General features: G+C 71.9%; 15 protein-coding genes and 1 pseudogene. 1 reads left to right on the top strand and 15 read right to left on the bottom strand.

Annotation, left to right across the window (positions count from 1 at the left end):
* Nucleotides 1–82: 82 nt before the first annotated feature.
* The 15 genes and pseudogenes from der to U874_RS0112475 form a co-directional block, all read right to left on the bottom strand.
* Nucleotides 83–1,498 carry a ribosome biogenesis GTPase Der gene (gene der / locus U874_RS0112545; protein WP_232755924.1) on the bottom strand — a complete coding sequence of 472 codons (1,416 nt, stop codon included), beginning with the start codon at nt 1,496–1,498 and terminating at the stop codon, nt 83–85.
* 146 nt (nt 1,499–1,644) lie between these two features.
* Nucleotides 1,645–2,394, bottom strand: a complete 750-nt coding sequence (cmk, locus tag U874_RS0112540; RefSeq protein ID WP_036058178.1) for a (d)CMP kinase — start codon at nt 2,392–2,394, stop codon at nt 1,645–1,647.
* Nucleotides 2,394–3,515, bottom strand: a complete 1,122-nt coding sequence (locus U874_RS0112535) for a prephenate dehydrogenase (RefSeq protein ID WP_025134883.1) — start codon at nt 3,513–3,515, stop codon at nt 2,394–2,396. The genes cmk and U874_RS0112535 overlap by 1 nt, the downstream gene beginning before the upstream one ends.
* Nucleotides 3,516–4,201: 686 nt before the next feature.
* Nucleotides 4,202–4,909 (bottom strand): annotated as a pseudogene (locus U874_RS15845) (pseudouridine synthase); the annotation flags it as partial.
* Between the two features lie 175 nt (nt 4,910–5,084).
* On the bottom strand, nt 5,085–5,702 hold the full coding sequence (gene scpB, locus U874_RS0112525; protein ID WP_025134881.1) for an SMC-Scp complex subunit ScpB: 618 nt from the start codon (nt 5,700–5,702) through the stop codon (nt 5,085–5,087).
* 34 nt (nt 5,703–5,736) lie between these two features.
* Nucleotides 5,737–6,585 (bottom strand): ScpA family protein, encoded by an 849-nt coding sequence (locus U874_RS0112520; protein ID WP_025134880.1) that lies wholly within the window; start codon nt 6,583–6,585, stop codon nt 5,737–5,739.
* Nucleotides 6,586–6,593: 8 nt separating this feature from the next.
* The gene (locus U874_RS0112515; RefSeq protein ID WP_025134879.1) at nt 6,594–7,448 is read right to left on the bottom strand and encodes a ParA family protein; all 855 of its coding nucleotides are present in this window, start codon (nt 7,446–7,448) and stop codon (nt 6,594–6,596) included.
* Nucleotides 7,449–7,514: 66 nt separating this feature from the next.
* Nucleotides 7,515–7,985 carry a MaoC family dehydratase gene (locus U874_RS0112510; RefSeq protein WP_025134878.1) on the bottom strand — a complete coding sequence of 157 codons (471 nt, stop codon included), beginning with the start codon at nt 7,983–7,985 and terminating at the stop codon, nt 7,515–7,517.
* The gene (locus tag U874_RS0112505; protein ID WP_025134877.1) at nt 7,978–8,841 is read right to left on the bottom strand and encodes an SDR family oxidoreductase; all 864 of its coding nucleotides are present in this window, start codon (nt 8,839–8,841) and stop codon (nt 7,978–7,980) included. Before U874_RS0112505 ends, U874_RS0112510 begins: the two co-directional genes overlap by 8 nt.
* Nucleotides 8,838–9,596 (bottom strand): TetR/AcrR family transcriptional regulator, encoded by a 759-nt coding sequence (locus tag U874_RS0112500; RefSeq protein ID WP_025134876.1) that lies wholly within the window; start codon nt 9,594–9,596, stop codon nt 8,838–8,840. The genes U874_RS0112505 and U874_RS0112500 overlap by 4 nt, the downstream gene beginning before the upstream one ends.
* A gap of 6 nt (nt 9,597–9,602) precedes the next feature.
* Entirely contained in the window at nt 9,603–11,270 is a 1,668-nt protein-coding gene (locus tag U874_RS0112495) for an AMP-binding protein (RefSeq protein WP_025134875.1), read from the bottom strand.
* The gene (locus U874_RS0112490; protein ID WP_025134874.1) at nt 11,267–12,097 is read right to left on the bottom strand and encodes an enoyl-CoA hydratase/isomerase family protein; all 831 of its coding nucleotides are present in this window, start codon (nt 12,095–12,097) and stop codon (nt 11,267–11,269) included. Before U874_RS0112490 ends, U874_RS0112495 begins: the two co-directional genes overlap by 4 nt.
* Nucleotides 12,094–12,870, bottom strand: a complete 777-nt coding sequence (locus U874_RS0112485; RefSeq protein ID WP_051582918.1) for an amino acid ABC transporter ATP-binding protein — start codon at nt 12,868–12,870, stop codon at nt 12,094–12,096. The genes U874_RS0112490 and U874_RS0112485 overlap by 4 nt, the downstream gene beginning before the upstream one ends.
* 5 nt (nt 12,871–12,875) lie before the next feature.
* Complete coding sequence (locus tag U874_RS0112480) at nt 12,876–13,526, bottom strand: amino acid ABC transporter permease (protein ID WP_025134872.1); 651 nt, start codon at nt 13,524–13,526, stop codon at nt 12,876–12,878.
* A gap of 42 nt (nt 13,527–13,568) precedes the next feature.
* Nucleotides 13,569–14,384, bottom strand: coding sequence for a transporter substrate-binding domain-containing protein (locus U874_RS0112475; RefSeq protein WP_025134871.1), 816 nt, complete (start codon nt 14,382–14,384; stop codon nt 13,569–13,571).
* A gap of 296 nt (nt 14,385–14,680) precedes the next feature.
* Between U874_RS0112475 and U874_RS0112470 the strand changes: the two genes are divergently transcribed.
* Nucleotides 14,681–16,652, top strand: a 1,972-nt coding sequence (locus tag U874_RS0112470; protein ID WP_198525853.1) for an Ig-like domain-containing protein, incomplete at its 3' end; no start/stop codon positions are given.

Below are 16,652 nucleotides of genomic sequence, written 5' to 3'. Positions count from 1 at the left end.
GCGGGGCGGGAGAGCCTCAGCTCCCCCGCCCCGCGGCGTGCGGTGCGCCCGCGCCGCAGCACGCGGCACCGGCACGCGAACGCTACACGCGCTGGCGCTTCTCGCGGATGCGCATGTTCAGCACGATCGGGCTGCCCTCGAAGTTGTACGTCTCGCGGAGGCGGCGCTGGATGAAGCGGCGGTAGCCGGGATCCAGGAAACCCGAGGTGAAGAGCACGAACGTGGGCGGCCGGTTCTGCACCTGCGTGCCGAACAGGATCTTCGGCTGCTTGCCTCCGCGCAGCGGGTGCGGGTGCTCCTGCACCAGCTCGGCGATGAAGGCGTTGAACTTGGCCGTGGGAATGCGGGTGTCCCAGGACTCGAGGGCCGTCTCGAGCGCGGGCACGAGCTTCTCGAGGTGGCGGCCGGTGCGCGCCGAGATGTTCACGCGGGGCGCCCAGTCGACGTGCGCGAGATCCTGCTCGATCTCCCGCTCCAGGTAACGGCGCCGGTCGTCGTCGAGCATGTCCCACTTGTTGAAGGCCAGCACGAGGGCGCGGCCCGACTCGAGGACGAGGTCGATGATGCGCAGATCCTGGTCGCTGATCTCCTGGGTCACGTCGATGAGCACGACCGCGACCTCGGCCTTCTCGAGCGCTGCGGCGGTGCGGAGCGTCGCGTAGAAGTCGGCGCCCTTCTGCAGGTGCACGCGGCGACGGATGCCGGCGGTGTCGACGAAGGTCCACACGCGCCCGGCGATCTCGACCTGCTCGTCCACGGGATCGCGCGTGGTGCCCGCGATGTCGGAGACGACGGCGCGCTCCTCGCCCGCGGCCTTGTTCAGGAGGCTCGACTTGCCGACGTTCGGGCGGCCGAGCAGCGCGACGCGGCGGGGGCCGGCGAGCTTCGGCTGCGCGACCGCGGACTCCTCGGGGAGCGCGGCGATGACCTGGTCGAGCAGGTCGGCCACGCCGCGGCCGTGGAGGGCGGAGACGGCGTGCGGCTCGCCGAGACCGAGCGACCACAGCTGGGCCGCCTCGGGCTCCTGCACCAGGTCGTCGACCTTGTTGGCCACGAGGAACACGGGCTTGTTCGTGCGGCGCAGCAGCTGCACGACGCGCTCGTCGGTCGCGGTCGGCCCCACGCGGGAGTCGACGACGAACATGACGACGTCGCAGAGCTCGATGGCCACCTCGGCCTGCAGCGCGACGGAGGCGTCGAGGCCCTTCGCGTCGGGCTCCCAGCCGCCGGTGTCGACGAGCGTGAAGCGCGTGCCCGTCCACTCGGCGGGGTAGCTCACGCGGTCGCGCGTGACGCCCGGGAGGTCCTCGACGACGGCCTCGCGGCGGCCGAGGATGCGGTTGACGAGCGCCGACTTGCCGACGTTCGGGCGGCCGACGATCGCGACCACCGGGAGGGCTTCGGCCGCGGGCTCCGCGAAGCCGAGGAACTCGCCGTCCTCGTTGACAAGCACCATGTCGTCGTCTTCGAGGTCGAAGCCGTCGAGGTTCGAGCGCATGGCGCGCAGGCGCTCCTCGTCGGTGACGCCGTCCTGCTCGGGATCGTAGCCCTCGCCGACGATCACCTCGGAGTCGTCGATCGCGGAGACGTCGAACACCTCCGTCTCGTTCTCGGCGCCGGGTGCGCCGTGCTGTTCCGTGCTCATCATTCGCTCTCTTCCGCGACGCCCTGCGCCGCTCGTACGATATCGACGACAGCCTGCACCGACTGCTCGAAGTTCAGGTCGCTCGTATCGACGAGCGTGACCCCGGGTGCCGGGGTGAAGAAGTCCACCACGAGGGCGTCCTTCGCGTCGCGGGCGTGCAGATCGGCGAGCACCTGCTCGGGCGAGAGCCCGGGCAGCTCGCCCGCGCGGCGCGTGGCGCGCACCTCGGGCGAGGCCGTGAGGAGGATCCGCACCGGCGCGTCCGGTGCGACGACGGTGGTGATGTCGCGCCCCTCGATCACCACGCCGGGGAGCCCGGACTCGGCGACCGTGCGGCGGAACATCTCGTTCAGCCGCTCCCGCACCGCGGGGTGCTTCGACACGCGGCTAACCTGCCCGCTCACCGCGTGATCGCGGATCGCGGCGGTGATGTCGTGCGGTGCGTCGAGCTCGGCGGCCGCGGCCTCCGCGCTGCCGGGCACCGCGACCGTCACCTGCTGCGCGCCGCGCAGGGTGATGCGGTAGTTCCACGCGCCGAGCAGCGCCTCGACGGCGGCCGCGTCGTCGAGGTCGATCCCGAGCCGCTGCGCTGTCCACGCGAGCGCGCGGTAGGCCGCGCCCGTGTCGAGGATGCCGAAGCCGAGCCGATCCGCCGCTGTCCGCGACACGCTCGACTTGCCGCTGCCCGCGGGTCCGTCGATCGCGACGAGGATCGGGGCGACGGCTCCCGACTCGTGTCCAGCGTGCATCACAGCGTCCTCCATCCGCGTTCGACGAGATCGGCCACCGCGCGCTCCGCCACCTCGGGCAGCACCGCGATCTCTGCGAAGCCGATCTGAGCGCCCGGCGAGTGCTCCAGACGCAAGTCTTCCATGTTAATGCCCAGTTCTCCGAGTTCGGTGAGCAGACGTGCGAGCTGACCGGGCGTATCGTCGATCAGCACGGTGATCGTGGTGAAGCGTTCGGAGGAGCCGTGCTTGCCCGGGATCCGGGCGACGCCCGCGTTGCCTGCCGAGAGCAGATCGGCGATGCGGCGCTTCGCCCCCGCCTGCTCGGGATCGCGGAGCGCGTCGGCGAACGCCGCGATGTCTGCGGCGAGCGCGTCGAGCAGTTCGGTGACGGGCTGCTGGTTCGCGCCGAGGATCTGGATCCAGAGCTCGGGATCGCTCGCCGCGATGCGCGTGGTGTCGCGCAGCCCGGCCCCTGCGAGCCCGATCGCCTGATCCGTTGCCGGTACGAGGCGGGCGGCGAGGAGGCTCGACACCACCTGCGGGAGGTGCGAGACGAGCCCGACGGAGCGGTCGTGCTCCTCGGGGGTCATCTCGATGAGCACGCCGCCGAGGTCGAGGGCCACGTCCTCGACGAGTGCGAGGGCGTCGGCGGGGGTGTCCGCGTCGCGGCAGATCACCCAGGGGCGCGCGGTGAAGAGATCGGCGCGGGCCATGATCGCGCCACCGCGCTCGCGGCCCGCCATCGGGTGGGAGCCCACGTAGCGCGTGAGGTCGACCCCGCGGCGCATGAGCTCCTGGAGCGGGGCGAGCTTCACGCTCGCGACGTCAGTGACGACCGCGCTGGGGTAGGTGGCGAGCGCGCGCTCGACGGCGTCGGCGGTCACATCGGGCGGGGTCGCGATCACCACGATCGCGGGGGCCGGATCCTCGGCCGTGCGGACGCGGCCGGCGCCGTAGTCCGCGGCGAGCGCCACCGTGGTGGGCGAGAGGTCTTCCAGCGTGACATCGACGCCGCGCTCACGCAGCCCGAGGCCGACGCTCGCGCCGAGCAGCCCGGAGCCGATCACGTGGACCGCACCGCGGGTGCGCGCGGCGGGTGCCGCGCTGGCGAGCCCCGCGCGGGGCGCGAGGGCGCTCATCGCCGGCCCCGAGTGTCTCGGGGCGCGCCGCCACGGGGCGCGCCGCCACGGGTGTCGCGCTGGTCACGAGCCGAGCGGTCCGAACGATCGGAGCGGTCCGAGCGGTCCGAGCGGTCCGAGCGATCGTAGCGATCCGAGCGATCCGAGCGATCCGAGCGGTCGGCACGATCGTTCCCGCGGAAGTCGCGATCCCGGCCACCGGCGGCGCCACGGTCCGCGCCGCGGTCGTTCCCGCGGAAGCCGCGCTGGTCGCGCTCCCGGTCGCCGCGGTACGGCTCGCGCCCGCCGGAGCGGCCGCCACGCTGATCACGGTTGCGGTCGCTCTCCCAGTTCCGGTCGCGGTCCTGGCTGCGCTCGCGGCCACCGGAGCGGTTCCCGCGGGGTGCTCCCCCGCGCTGGTCCCGATCCCGATCGCCACCGCGGAAGCCGCGCTCGCCGCGCTGATCGCGATCCCGGTCGCCCGAGCGCTGCCCGCCGCGGCGCTCGTCGCGCTCGGCCTCGCCCGCGCGGCGCCCGTGCGGGTTGCCGCGCGCCGCGATGCCGCGCATGCCCTTCGCGCCCTTCCCGTCGCCGGGGCGCCCGGCGGTCACCGAGCTCTTTGCCCAGCCCGCCCGCGAGCGAGGCTTCTTCTTCGCGGCGTCCTGTGCCTCAGCGTCGGTGCCGCCCTGCCAGTCGTCCGGCCCGGCGGAGAGGAGGGCCCCGCGCTCGGCGGGAGCGAGCTCACGCATCTCGCCCACGCGCAGCGTGCCGAGGTGCAGCGGGCCAAACTGGCGGCGCACGAGCTCGTCGACGGGGTGCCCCACCTCGGCGAGCATGCGGCGCACGATGCGGTTCTTGCCCGAGTGCAGGGTCAGCTCGACGAGCGAGTGCGACTTGCCCGCGCCGCCGGGGAGCAGCTTCGCGCGGTCGGCACGGATCGGGCCGTCCTTCAGCTCGACGCCGTCCTTCAGCTGCTGGATCGTCGCCGGCGTCACGCGGCCGCGCACCTTCGCGACGTACGTCTTCTGCACGCCGAAGCTCGGGTGCGCGAGGCGGTGGGCCAGCTCCCCGTCGTTCGTGAGGATGAGGAGGCCGCTCGTGTCCGTGTCGAGTCGGCCGACGTTGTACAGGCGGTCCTCGAACTGCTCGGTGAACTCGCGCAGGTCGGGGCGGCCGTGCTCGTCGCTCATGGTCGAGACGACGCCGGTCGGCTTGTTCAGCACGAAGTAGCGCTTCGTGGCGTCGAGCTGCACGACGACCCCGTCGACGCGCACCTCGTCGGTGCTCGGGTCGATGCGGGATCCGAGCTCGCGCTCGGCCGTCCCGTTCACCCAGACGCGGCCGCTCGTGATGAGCGTCTCGCACGCGCGGCGCGAGGCGATCCCGGCGTGCGCGAGCGCCTTCTGCAGGCGCACGCGGCCGTCGTCCTCCCCGGCGTCCGCGTCGCGGCGCGGCTCGTCGCCGAAGTCTTCGGGCTGCTCGGCGCGGTCGCCGAGCGCCGCGGCGCGGGCTGCGGGATCCCAGCCGAACTCGGCGAGGTCCACTTCCGCGGCTCCGCCGTCGACGGAGAACGACCCGCCGACTCCCTGATCATTGCGACTCATGTGTAAAACCTTCCAGTGGATCGTCGAGCAGCGGCGCGATGGGCGGCAGCTCCGAAATGTCTCCGATGCCGAGATAGCCGAGCAGCGCCTCCGAGGTGCCGTACAGCGTGGCGGTGGTCTCCGGGTCGTGCCCCACCTCGGTGATGAGGCCCCGGGCGAGCAGGGTGCGCACCACGGAATCGACGTTCACGGCGCGGATCGAGGCGATCGCGCCGCGGGCGATGGGCTGGCGGTACGCGATGACGGCGAGCGTCTCGAGCGCCGCTTGCGACAGCTTCGCGGGGGTCTGCTGGTGCACGAAGTCGGCCACGATCGGGTCGAGGCTCTCGCGCACGTAGAAGCGGTACCCGCCGCCCACTTCGCGCAGCTCGAAACCGCGCGCGGTGGCGGCGTCGTCGCCGTCGTACGCCGCGGCCAGCGCGGTGAGCGCGGCGCGCACCTCGCGCACGGGGTGGTCGGTCGCCGTGGCGAGCGCGACGGCGCTGAGCGGCTCGTCGGCAACGATGAGGAGCGCCTCCAGCTGCTGCGGGAGCGTGTGCGCCGCACGCGCGGCGGCGAGCTCCTCAGCGGCGCTGTCGGCGGGCGTCGCGGGGGCTGCGGGCATCGCGGACGCGGGGGGCGCTGCGGGCACGGCGGGCTCAGTCATAGTCGCTCCCCAGGGTTGCGAGTTCGTCGTCGGACCACTCCTCGCCCGTCCACTGCACGATGAGTTCCCCGAGCGGCTCCGCCTGCTCGAAGACCACGGCGGCGCGCCGGTACAGCTCCAGGATCGCGAGGAAGCGCGCGATCACCACGCCGCGCTCGGACACCCCAGCGATGAGCTCGCGGAAGGTGCGCGCGCCCGAGCCGCGGAGCTCGGCCACGACGACGGCGGCCTGCTCGCGGATCGACACGAGCGGCGCGTGCAGGTGGTCAAGGCCGACGGTGGGGATCTCGCGGGGCGCGAACGCGAGCGTGGCGATCGCCGCGAAGTCCGCGGCGGAGAGCGTCCACACGAGCTCGGGTCCGCGCTCCCGGTACTTCGGGTCGAGCGGTACGAGGCGCGGGTGCCTGGCGTCCTCGGCGAGCAGCCGCTCCTGGAACCAGGCGCTCGCCTGCTTGAACGCCCGGTACTGGAGCAGCCGCGCGAAGAGCAGGTCGCGCGCTTCGAGCAGCGCGATGTCCTCGGCGTCGACGGCCTCGCCCTGCGGCAGGAGGCTCGCGATCTTCAGGTCGAGCAGGGTGGCGGCGACCACGAGGAACTCGGAGGCCCGATCCAGCTCGATGATCCCCTGCCCCTCCAGCGAGCGCAGGTAGGAGATGAACTCGTCGGTGACGAGGCTGAGCGACACCTCGGTGATGTCGAGCTCGTGCTTCCCGATGAGGTTGAGCAGCAGATCGAACGGACCATCGAAGACTTCGAGCGAGACCCGGAACGCTTCGGGCGCGCTCGACGAGCCGGGCGCATCGCGCACGCCCGGCTCCTGGTTCGTGTCGAGCGCTGCCATGATCGTGGTTAGGCGACCACGCCCCGCTGCACGAGCTCGCGAGCGAGCTTCAGATACGCTTCGGACGCCGCGTTCGACGGCGCGTAGTCGAGGATCGGCTGCGCCGCGATCTGCGCGTCGGGCAGCTTGACCGTGCGGCCGATGACGGTGTCGAAGACCTTGTCGCCGAAGGTGTCCACCACGCGCTCGAGCACCTCGCGCGCGTGCAGCGTGCGCGAGTCGTACATCGTGGCGAGGATGCCGTCGAGTTCGAGGGCCGGGTTGAGGCGGTCCTTGACCTTGTCGATCGTCTCGACGAGCAGGGCGACGCCGCGCAGCGCGAAGTACTCGCAGGCGAGCGGGATGAGCACGCCGTGGCTCGCGGTGAGCGCGTTGACGGTGAGCAGGCCGAGCGAGGGCTGGCAGTCGACGAGAATCACGTCGTAGTCGTCGGCGACCTTGCGGAGCACGCCGCCGAGGATCTGCTCGCGGGCCACCTCGGTGACGAGGTGTACCTCGGCCGCGGAGAGGTCGATGTTCGCGGGGATCACGTCGAGGCCGGGCGTGGCGGTGGGCTGGATCGCGGTGCGCGGATCCTTCTCCTTGCCGAGCATCAGGTCGTAGATCGTCACGACGTCGTGCGCGGGCACACCGAGACCCGCTGAGAGCGCGCCCTGCGGATCGAAGTCGACGGCCAGCACGCGGCGGCCGTAGCGCGCGAGCGCCGCAGCCAGGTTGATCGTGCTCGTCGTCTTGCCGACGCCGCCCTTCTGGTTGCACATCGCGATGATGCGCGCGGGGCCGTGACGCTCGAGCTTGGCGGGTGCCGGGATGACCCGCTCGGGCCGGCCGGTCGGACCCAGCTCGACCTCTTGCTTCGCCATTCCCGGTCTCCTCTCGCCTGCCTCGCTAACGCTCCATCCTATCGTGCGCGGGCGAGGCCGCGGCGCTCAGGCCGCGTCGACCAGGATCCGGGTCTCGGCCACGAGCACGGGACGCGCCTCGCCCTCCGCTTCGAGCGTGTAGGTGACGGGCACGTCGAGCAGCGCTCCGCGCTCGGCCGCCGCGCCGATCTGGGCCCGGGCGCGCACCCGGGCGCCCACGCGCAGCGGCGCGGGGAAGCGCACGCGATCGAGCCCGTAGTTCACCACCGTGCGCGTGCCGGTGATCGTGTACAGCTCGCGGGCGAAGCGCGAGAGCAGCGCGACGGAGAGGTAGCCGTGCGCGATCGTGCCGCCGAACAGGCTCGCCGCGGCCACCGCCGGGTCGCAGTGGATGGGCTGCCAGTCCTCGGTGACGCGGGCGAAGTCGTCGACGCGCTCCTGGGTCACGGCGAACCAGCCGCTCGGCCCCAGCTCGCGGCCCGCGGCGGCGCGGAGGGCGGCGAGCCCCGCGAACTCGACGGGTGCGGGATCAGGCATTCGGCCCGCCCGAGACGTAGAGCACCTGCCCCGAGACGAAGCTGCTCTCCTCTGCGACGAAGAACGCGATCGCGTGCGCGATATCGGCGGGATCGCCCATGCGGCGCACGGCGGTGGCCGCCGAGACGCGCTCGGCGAGCTCCTCGAAGGTGATGCCCTGGCGCGCGGCCGTCGCGCGCGTCATGTCGGTCGCGATGAATCCGGGGGCGACGGCGTTCGCCGTGATCCCGAACTTGCCGAGCTCGAGCGCGAGGGTCTTGGTGAGGCCCTGGATGCCGGCCTTCGCCGCCGAGTAGTTGCTCTGCCCCGCGTTGCCGAGCGCCGAGGTGCTCGACAGGTTGACGATGCGCCCCCAGCCGGCCTCGACCATGAAGCGCTGCACGGCACGGCTCATGAGGAACGCCCCGCGCAGGTGCACGTTCATGATGAGGTCCCAGTCGTCGAGGGTGGCGCGGAAGAGGAAGTCGTCGCGCAGCACGCCCGCGTTGTTCACGAGTACGAGGGGCGCTCCGAGCTCGGCGGCCGCCGCGGCGACGCCCGCGGCCACGGCGTCTTCGTCGGACACGTCGACGGCGAAGCCCGCGGCGCGCCCGCCTGCCTCGCGGATGAGCCGGGCGGTCTCGTCGAGCCCGGCGGGGTCGAGGTCGAAGAGGGCCACGGCCCAGCCGCGGGCGGCGAGCTCGCGGGCGGTGGCGCGGCCGATCCCGCGCCCGCCGCCCGTCACGATGGCGCAGCGCCCGGCGCCGGGGCCGGCGAGCCCCGCGGTTCCGGGGCCGGGCACGGGTGCGGCTGCGCGTGCGGACGCTGCAGCGGTGGCAGCGGTGGCAGCGGCATCAGTGGCAGCAGTGTCGGTCATGAGGAACTCCCGTCGTCGGTGTCGGAGCGGGCGGCGGTCGCCCGCCCGGCGTACTCGTCAGCGCTGATGCCCCAGACCCGGCTCACGAGGGCACCGGCGAGGTGATCGTCGCCCGTGGGGATCTCGGTGCCGCTCGGTTCGTGGCGCAGCATCGCGAACGCGATGTCGATGAAGCGGTCGGCCACCTCGGCGGCCGAGAGCTCCCCGTCGCGCGAGAACCAGTGGGACACGCTCGTGCAGGTCTCGAGCAGCGCAAGGCGCACGATCCGCTCGTCGCGCACGGTGAAGCTGCCGCTCGCGACGCCGCGGCGGATGGCGTCCTGCCAGATCCGCTCGTAGTGGTCGCGCTGGGCGACCACGCGCGCGCGATCCTCGGGGCCGAGGTTGTCGATCTCTGAGTCGCCGACGAGCGCGGAATCGCGCTGCAGCGCGTGCGTCACGACGTGCAGCCAGACGAGCTGCGCGAGCAGTTCGGCGGGATCGGTGCAGTGCTCGTTCAGGAATTCGGAGGCGATCGTGTACCGCTCGAGCGAGTCGCCGAGGATCTGGGCGAGCAGCTGATCCTTCGTCCCCGCGTAGTGGTACAGCGTCGAGGAGGTGAGGCCGCTGTGGGTGGCGATCTCGCGGATGCCCGTGGCGTTGTAGCCGTTGCGCGCGAAGAGGTGCAGCGCCGCTTCGAGCACGCGCAGGTGGGTGCCGGTGGGGAGGGCGGGAACGGCGAGCTGCTGCAGTTCGTTCAGGGCCGGGCTCGTCATCTGGGGTTACCTCTCGCTTCGCAAGTCCCAGAAGCTCGATCGATCGAGCGACTCCGAGAGCCTGTGCTTCGCCACGCGTTCGGAAGCCGTCCGCGGGAACTTCGTTACCGCTTTCCAGTATCGGGGAATCTTGAAGCTCGCGAGCTCCGCAGCGCAGTATTCGGCCAGATCGCGGAACAGCTCGGCGTCGGCGCGCGCGTCACCGGGCTCGCGGAGTACGAAGCAGGCGACCTCTTCGCCGCGGAGCTCGTCGGGCAGCCCGGTCACGGCCGAGACCTGCACGGCGGGGTGCGCCGTGATGACGCTCTCCACCTCGACGGCCGAGACGTTCTCCCCGGAACGGCGGATCATGTCTTTCGTGCGGCCGACGTAGGCGATGCGCCCGGCGCCGTCGTGCTGCACGATGTCGCCTGTGGGGAACCACGCGTCGGGATCCGATCCGCGGTCCTCCTCCCCGAGGTAGCCGAGGAAGAGGCCGTCGCCGCGGATCCAGAGCTCGCCGCGCTCCCCCGCCCGGGCGACGTCGCCCGCGGGGGTCACGACGGCGGCCTCGCGGTGGGCCCGGGGCACGCCGATCCAGCTGCTCGCCGCGAAGCGGGAGCCCTCGATCTCGGGCATGAAGAGGTCGGAGCCCGTCTCCGTCATGCCGAAGGCCTCGAGCCAGGGGGCGCCCCAGCGCTCCTCGAGCGTGCGGTGAAGCGCGGGCGGGATCGCGGAGGCCTGGATCAGCCGCACGCGGTGCGCACGGTCCTCGGGGCTCGGCGGCATGCGCTCGAGGAGCACGGGCATCAGCCCGAGGCAGTAGAAGTAGGTGACGCCGTAGTGGCGCACGCGCTCCCAGAAGGTGGTGGGGTGGAAGCCGTCGGCGACGACGAGCTCGGCGCCCGCGGCGAGCGCGACGATCACATTCCACTGCGGATCGATGTACGACATCGGCTGGGCCGTGAAGAGCACGTCCTCGGCGGTGATGCCGGGCGCCTCGCGCATCAGGGTCCAGGCGAGGGCGAGCCAGTAGCGGTGGCTCAGCACGCAGCCCTTGGGCGGCCCCGTGGTGCCCGAGGTGAACTGGATGTTCGCGACGGCGTCGGGTCCGGGGGCGCTGGCGGGGAGCGCAGTGTCGGCGGGGAGCCCGGGATCGGCGGGGAGCCCGGGATCGGCGGCGCTGCCGCCCGCTGCCGCGAGGTACGCGTCGAGGTCGACCACGCGCACGGAGCTCTCGGCGTAGGCCGCCGCTGCCGCCGCGGTCTCGAGCGCGCACGGCGCGGCGAGCAGCAGCTTCGGCGCGCTCGCCCGGAGCACGTGGGCGAGGTCGCGACGGCGGTAGCGCACGTTCACCGGCACCGTGGTGGCGCCGAGCCGCGCGAGCGCGATCCAGCTGAGGGGGAACGCCGGGCTGTTCGGCGCGAGGAGCGCCACGCGGTCCCCCGGGCCGATCCCGTCGGCGGCGAGCGCGGCGGCGAGCGCACGGGTGCGCCGTTCGACCTCGGCGAAGCTCAGCCATTCCCCGCTCGGGTCGAAGCGCCAGGCCACGCGCTCGGGCCAGAGCCGGGCCGCACGCTCCACGAGGCCGCCGATGTCGGCCGCGGCGTCGAGCGGGATGCGCACGAAGCCGGGCGGCTGCGCGAGATCCTGCACCACGCGCCCCGCGAGTGCCGGGAGCTGGGCGGGGCTCACGCGCGCCCGCTGAACCGGGCGCGTGCCCGCTCGGCCTCTGCCGCGCCGCCCGTGCGCAGCCCGTTCTCGATCTCCAGGCACATGGCGCGCTCCGCGTCTGCGGCGAACACGCGTTCGATCGTGCCCTTGGCGAGCGCCAACGCGGCGTGCGGCAGCTCGACGATCCGCGCCAGGATCCGGTCGCTCGTCTCGTGGCGGGCGTCGCCGTCGGCGATGCGGGTGATCATGCCGAGCTCGACGGCGGTCTGCGCGTCGAACGGTTCTCCCAGCATGATGAGCTCCTTTGCCCGAGGCATCCCGATCGCCTGCGGAAGGTAGAACGATATCCCGCCCGTGACCGAGAGGCCAACCGACACCTCAGGGAAGCGGAACAGCGTGCCGCGTTCGGCAACGACGAAATCGCAGCTGAGGGCGAGCTCGATGCCGGCGCCGTAGGCGAAGCCGTGCACGTTCGCGACGGAGACGAGCTCGGGATCGCGCAGCGTGCGGCTGACGAACTGGAGCCGGTCGAGGTGGAGCCGCGCCGCGGGCGAGTGGCGCGGGAGAGGCGGGGCCTTGAGATCGTGCCCGGCGCAGAATGCGCGGCCCGCGCCGCGCAGGACGACGGCACGGCACCCCGCCTCGCGCACGCGGTGCAGGGCGTGCGCGAGGCCCCAGATGAGCTCGGCGGAGGCCGCGTTCAGGCGCTCGGGTCGGGCCAGCTCGATCGCGGCGGTCTCACCGGTGATCGAGCAGCGCACGAGCTCCGTTGCCGCGGGATAGTCCGCGGCGTCGCCGAAGAGCGCGCGCGGATCCGGGGCCGGGTCCGGGGGCGCCGAGGCGCTCACCCCTCCTCCGTGATCTGGCGCAGGAACGCGCGCCCGCGCTCCGACTGGGGGTCGTCGAGCACGCGCTCGGGCGGGCCCTGCTCCTGGATGTTGCCGTCGGCGACGAGCGCGATCGTGTCGGCCACCTGCCGGGCGAAGCGCATCTCGTGCGTCACGGCGACCATGGTCATCCCCTCCTGCGCGAGCTCGCGCATCACCGCGAGCACCTCGCCCACGAGCTCAGGGTCGAGCGCCGAGGTGGGCTCGTCGAAGAGCATGAGCTTCGGCTTCATCGCGAGCGCGCGGGCGATGGCCACGCGCTGCTGCTGCCCACCCGAGAGCGAGCGCGGGTAGGCGTCTCGCTTCGCGGCGAGGCCGACCCGGTCGAGCAGCTGCAGCGCGGTCTCCTCGGCCGCGCCGCGCTCCTGCTTCGCGACGCAGAGCTGGGCGAGGGTGATGTTCTGCAGCACGGTGAGGTGCGGGAACAGGTTGAAGGACTGGAACACCATGCCGACGTCCTGGCGCATGGCGTTCAGGGTGCGCTCGCGGTAGTCGAGGTGGGCGCCGTCGATCTCGACCGAGCCGCCGGAGAGGCGTTCGAGGCCGTTGATGCAGCGCAGCAGCGTGCTCTTGCCGGCGCCGGAGGGGCCGATGAGCACGGTGACCTCGCCGCAGGCCACGTCGAGGTTGACGCCGTCGAGCACGGTGTGGTCGCCGTAGCGCTTCACCGCGTCGCGGATCCGCACGCGCGGGGTGGTGCCGGTGGCCGCCGAGGCCGGGAGGGTGGTGGTCATGCGGGTTATCCTCGCTTCCGGAAGTACGCTTCGACGCGGTTCACGCCGAGGGTCATGAGCCCCACGATCGCGAGATAGTAGATGCTGACGATGCTGTAGTAGGTCAGCGGCTCGAACGAGGCGGCCGACAGCCGCTGCGCTGTCATGAAGAGCTCCCCCACGGTGATGAACGCGGCGACCGAGCTGTCCTTGAGCGAGATGATCGCCTGGTTGGCGAGGGCCGGGACGACCACGCGGATCGCCTGCGGGCCGACCACCTTCTGCAGGGTGCGGGTGCGGCTCATGCCGAGCGAGCGCGCGGCCTCGACCTGACCGTTCGGCACCGAGGCGAGGCCGGAGCGCAGGATCTCGGAGACGTAGGCGGAGGTGTGGATGCTGAGGCCGACGACCGCCGCGGTGAAGGCCTCGACCTTCACGACGGACACGATGCCGAAGTAGATCACGAACAGGAGCGCGATCAGGGGGACGCCGCGGATGACCGCCAGGTACGCCGTGGCGAACCAGACGAGGGGCTTCTTCCCGCTGAGCCGCATCGCCGTGATGAGCACGGCGAGGATCAGCGAGAAGATCAGCGTCAGCACCGTCAGTGCGAGCGTGACCCCGAGGCCCTGCACGAAGACCGGCCAGCTCGACAGCAGCGACTGGAGGAATTCCATCAGTGAGTTCTCGTTCTTTCGTTTCGGTGGGTGGGCTGGGGCTTAGCCCAGGCTCTCGCCGAACCACTCCTGGCTCAGCGCGTCGTAGGTGCCGTTCTCGCGCAGGGTGGCGAGCGCCACGTCGATCGCATCGCGCAGCTCGGTGTTCTTCTTGCCGACGGCGATCGCCGCGACATCGGGGATGAGCACGTCGCCGACCTCCGTGACGGCGAAGCCGGCATTCTTCGCGAGGTAGTTCCCGATAAAGCCCTGGGTGATCACGCCGTCGATGCGGCCCGTCTCGAGATCCTTCAGCGCGTCGGGATCGGCCTGGTAGGTCTTCACCTCGGCGATGTTCGCCTGCTCGCGGGCGAACTCCTCGAAGGTGGTGCCGAGGGTCACGCCGACCGTGGCCCCGTCGAGGTCCGCGATCGAGGCGACCGATGAGTCGGCGGGCACGAAGAGCGAGGCCCCCGTCTCGTAGTACGGCTCGGTGAACAGCACCTGCTGCTTGCGCTCCTCGGTGGCGGCGAGCGAGCCGATGATCGCGTCGGCGCGGTCGGCCTGCAGGCCGCCAATGAGCGAGTTGAAGGGCGCGGAGACCGGCTTCGCCTGGAGCCCGAGCTCCTCGGCGATCGCGGTGCACATGTCGACGTCGAAGCCGACGAGCGTGCCCGTCTCGTCGAAGTAGTTGAAGGGGCGGTACTCGCCGCTCATCGAGCAGGTGAAGGTTCCCGGCTCGATCGTCGTCAGGCCGCTCGCGTCGCCGCCCGACGCGGGCTGCGCGCCGGCGGCTGCGCTGCAGCCGGCGAGCCCGAGGGCGCCTGCGGCGATCGCGAGGACGACCGCTCCGATCCGTGTCGCTGCGTGCTGCTTCATCTCACTCACTCCTTTGTCAGTGGGGTCGTTCCCCGGCGAGGCGATCCGCCGCGCGTTCTTGTATTCGATCGATCGATCGATCGAATGAGAAGAATGTAGCACGGCCGGGGCGCGCACGAGAACTCCGAGCGCGCGGACGGGGCGCCGCGATCGGCCGCCACCTAGGCGCGGACGCGGGCAGCACCCAATCACGGTGGACCCGGCACCTAGTTCCGGAGCGGCAGCCGCAGACTGCAACTGCGGGGCACAGCTGTGCCACGCAGAACGTGTCGTCGCCAAGAAGTGGAGCCTGTCGCATGAAGCGGACCCGCCATTTGCCCCGCACCCTCGGAGCCATGCTCGGGGTGATCGCGGTCACCGCGATGACCCTCGTGCTGCCCGGGCTGCCCGGGCTCGCGACCCCGGCGGCCGCGGCGACGAGCGACCGGCTCATCGGCGAGTTCCGCACGTACTCGGGGGTATCCACGAAGGCCTGGAACGCCTGGCCGAACACAGATCCGCTCGAACGGGTCGCCAACGGCCCGTCGGGCACCGAGCCCACCGGCGGCGGGCTGTTCACCTTCCCCGCACGCGGCCAGACCGGCCCCATCGTTTCGCAGAGCACGGGCCTGTGCCTCACGAACTCCACGTGGAATGGCGCCAAGGTCACGTTTGCCGTCTGCACCGACAGCGATTTTCAGAGGTTCCACTTCGCGGCCGACGGCCGCATCCTCGATCGGTGGGACTATGGCTTCACCGAGGGGCAGTACATGGGATCCGGACCGTGGGTTCCTCTCGCCTCGAATTTGAAGAGCGCCCACGAGGTGCTCGTATTCGACCACCTTGTCCCCGCGGTTCCGAAGCTCACGACTCCTTCGGATGGCTCCTCGATCAATAACACGGCCCCGGAGCTCTCCGGCACGGGCTCCACCTCGGACACGGTCCTGGTGAAGGACCAGTTCGGCAAGATCTGGTGCGACACGACGGTGCAACCCGGAGGAACCTGGAGCTGCGCTGCGAAGCCGGGCTCCGGCGTGCCTGACCGCAGCTATATCCTCACCGTCGTCTCGACGACGATCCTGACGAACACCGCAACGAGCGATCCGATCACACTCACGATCGACACCGTGCCGCCGCCCGCTCCCGTGCTCACCGGCCCGGCCGACGGTGCGCACATCAACTCGCCGGCCCCGGAGTTCTCCGGCACCGGCGAGACCGGCAACACCGTCACCGTCACCAACCCGAAGGATCCGAACACGGCGCTCTGCTCCGCCCCCGTCACCGACGGCGCCTGGAGCTGCACGTCGTCCGTGAGCTACGGCGAGGGCAACCACACGTTCACCCCCACGGCCACCGATCCGGCGGGCAATGTCACCGCGGGCTCGAGCATCACCGTCACGCTCGACCTCACCCCGCCAGTGGAGCCCGTCATCACGACGCCCGTCGACGGCTCCGCCACGAAGACGACCGCCCTCGATTTCGCCGGCACCAGCGAGGGGGGCTCCGCAGTCTCCGTGACCGATCAGGAGGGCACCGCCATCTGCGCGGCGAAGGCGTCCTCGGACGGGAAGTGGGCGTGCTCGTCGGAGACGCCGTTCACCGACGGCGACTACGTGTTCACCCCGACCGCAAAAGACCGGGCAGGCAACGCCGCCGCGGGCGCCGGAGTGAGCGTGACGATCGATACCGTCGCGCCGGAGGCTCCCGTCATCACCGCCCCCACCGCGGGGACGGTCACAAACGCCACCGCGCTCCCCTTCGCGGGCACGGGCGAGAACGGCAGCACCGTCACCGTCCTCGGCCCAGACGGAGGCGCGGTGTGCACGGCCACGGTGGTCGACGAGGCCTGGGCCTGCACGGCGGATCCGGAGCTCACCGAGGGCGAGTACGCTTTCACCCCCGTCGCACGCGACCGCGCGGGGAATGAGCGCACCGGCACCGCGACGGCGATCCGGATCGACACGACGCCACCCACGACGCCCGTGATCACGGCACCCGAGGACGGCACCTTCACGAACAACGTGCTGCCCGCCATCTCGGGCACGGGCGAAACCGAGAGCGCGATCGTGGTGCGAACGGAGGACGGCACCGAGGTCTGCGCGGCGACCGTGGTCGACGGTGCATGGTCATGCGCCCCGACCGCTCCGCTTCCCGAGGCCGAGCATGCGCTCACTGCGGTCTCCACGGACTCCGCGGGGAACACGGCGACGAGCGCCCCAGTCGGAGTGACGGTGGACCTGACGGTGCCGTCCGTGCCGGCGATCACCAGCCCGCGTGAGGGTGCGTTCC

The organism is Leucobacter sp. PH1c, assembly GCF_000633415.1.
In the GTDB taxonomy this organism is placed as follows: domain Bacteria; phylum Actinomycetota; class Actinomycetes; order Actinomycetales; family Microbacteriaceae; genus Leucobacter.
The sequence above is the reverse complement of the archived record's forward strand: the minus strand, read 5'-3'. Positions and strand labels throughout refer to the sequence as shown.

Excerpts from the sequence above, each read along its gene's own strand:
- der (WP_232755924.1), bottom strand. The coding sequence starts at position 1,498 with ATGCGCTCGAACCTCGACGGCTTCGACCTCGAAGACGACGACATGGTG.
- cmk (WP_036058178.1), bottom strand. The coding sequence starts at position 2,394 with ATGCACGCTGGACACGAGTCGGGAGCCGTCGCCCCGATCCTCGTCGCG.
- U874_RS0112535 (WP_025134883.1), bottom strand. The coding sequence starts at position 3,515 with ATGAGCGCCCTCGCGCCCCGCGCGGGGCTCGCCAGCGCGGCACCCGCC.
- scpB (WP_025134881.1), bottom strand. The coding sequence starts at position 5,702 with ATGCCCGCAGCCCCCGCGACGCCCGCCGACAGCGCCGCTGAGGAGCTC.
- U874_RS0112520 (WP_025134880.1), bottom strand. The coding sequence starts at position 6,585 with ATGGCAGCGCTCGACACGAACCAGGAGCCGGGCGTGCGCGATGCGCCC.
- U874_RS0112515 (WP_025134879.1), bottom strand. The coding sequence starts at position 7,448 with ATGGCGAAGCAAGAGGTCGAGCTGGGTCCGACCGGCCGGCCCGAGCGG.
- U874_RS0112510 (WP_025134878.1), bottom strand. The coding sequence starts at position 7,985 with ATGCCTGATCCCGCACCCGTCGAGTTCGCGGGGCTCGCCGCCCTCCGC.
- U874_RS0112505 (WP_025134877.1), bottom strand. The coding sequence starts at position 8,841 with ATGACCGACACTGCTGCCACTGATGCCGCTGCCACCGCTGCCACCGCT.
- U874_RS0112500 (WP_025134876.1), bottom strand. The coding sequence starts at position 9,596 with ATGACGAGCCCGGCCCTGAACGAACTGCAGCAGCTCGCCGTTCCCGCC.
- U874_RS0112485 (WP_051582918.1), bottom strand. The coding sequence starts at position 12,870 with ATGACCACCACCCTCCCGGCCTCGGCGGCCACCGGCACCACCCCGCGC.
- U874_RS0112480 (WP_025134872.1), bottom strand. The coding sequence starts at position 13,526 with ATGGAATTCCTCCAGTCGCTGCTGTCGAGCTGGCCGGTCTTCGTGCAG.
- U874_RS0112475 (WP_025134871.1), bottom strand. The coding sequence starts at position 14,384 with ATGAAGCAGCACGCAGCGACACGGATCGGAGCGGTCGTCCTCGCGATC.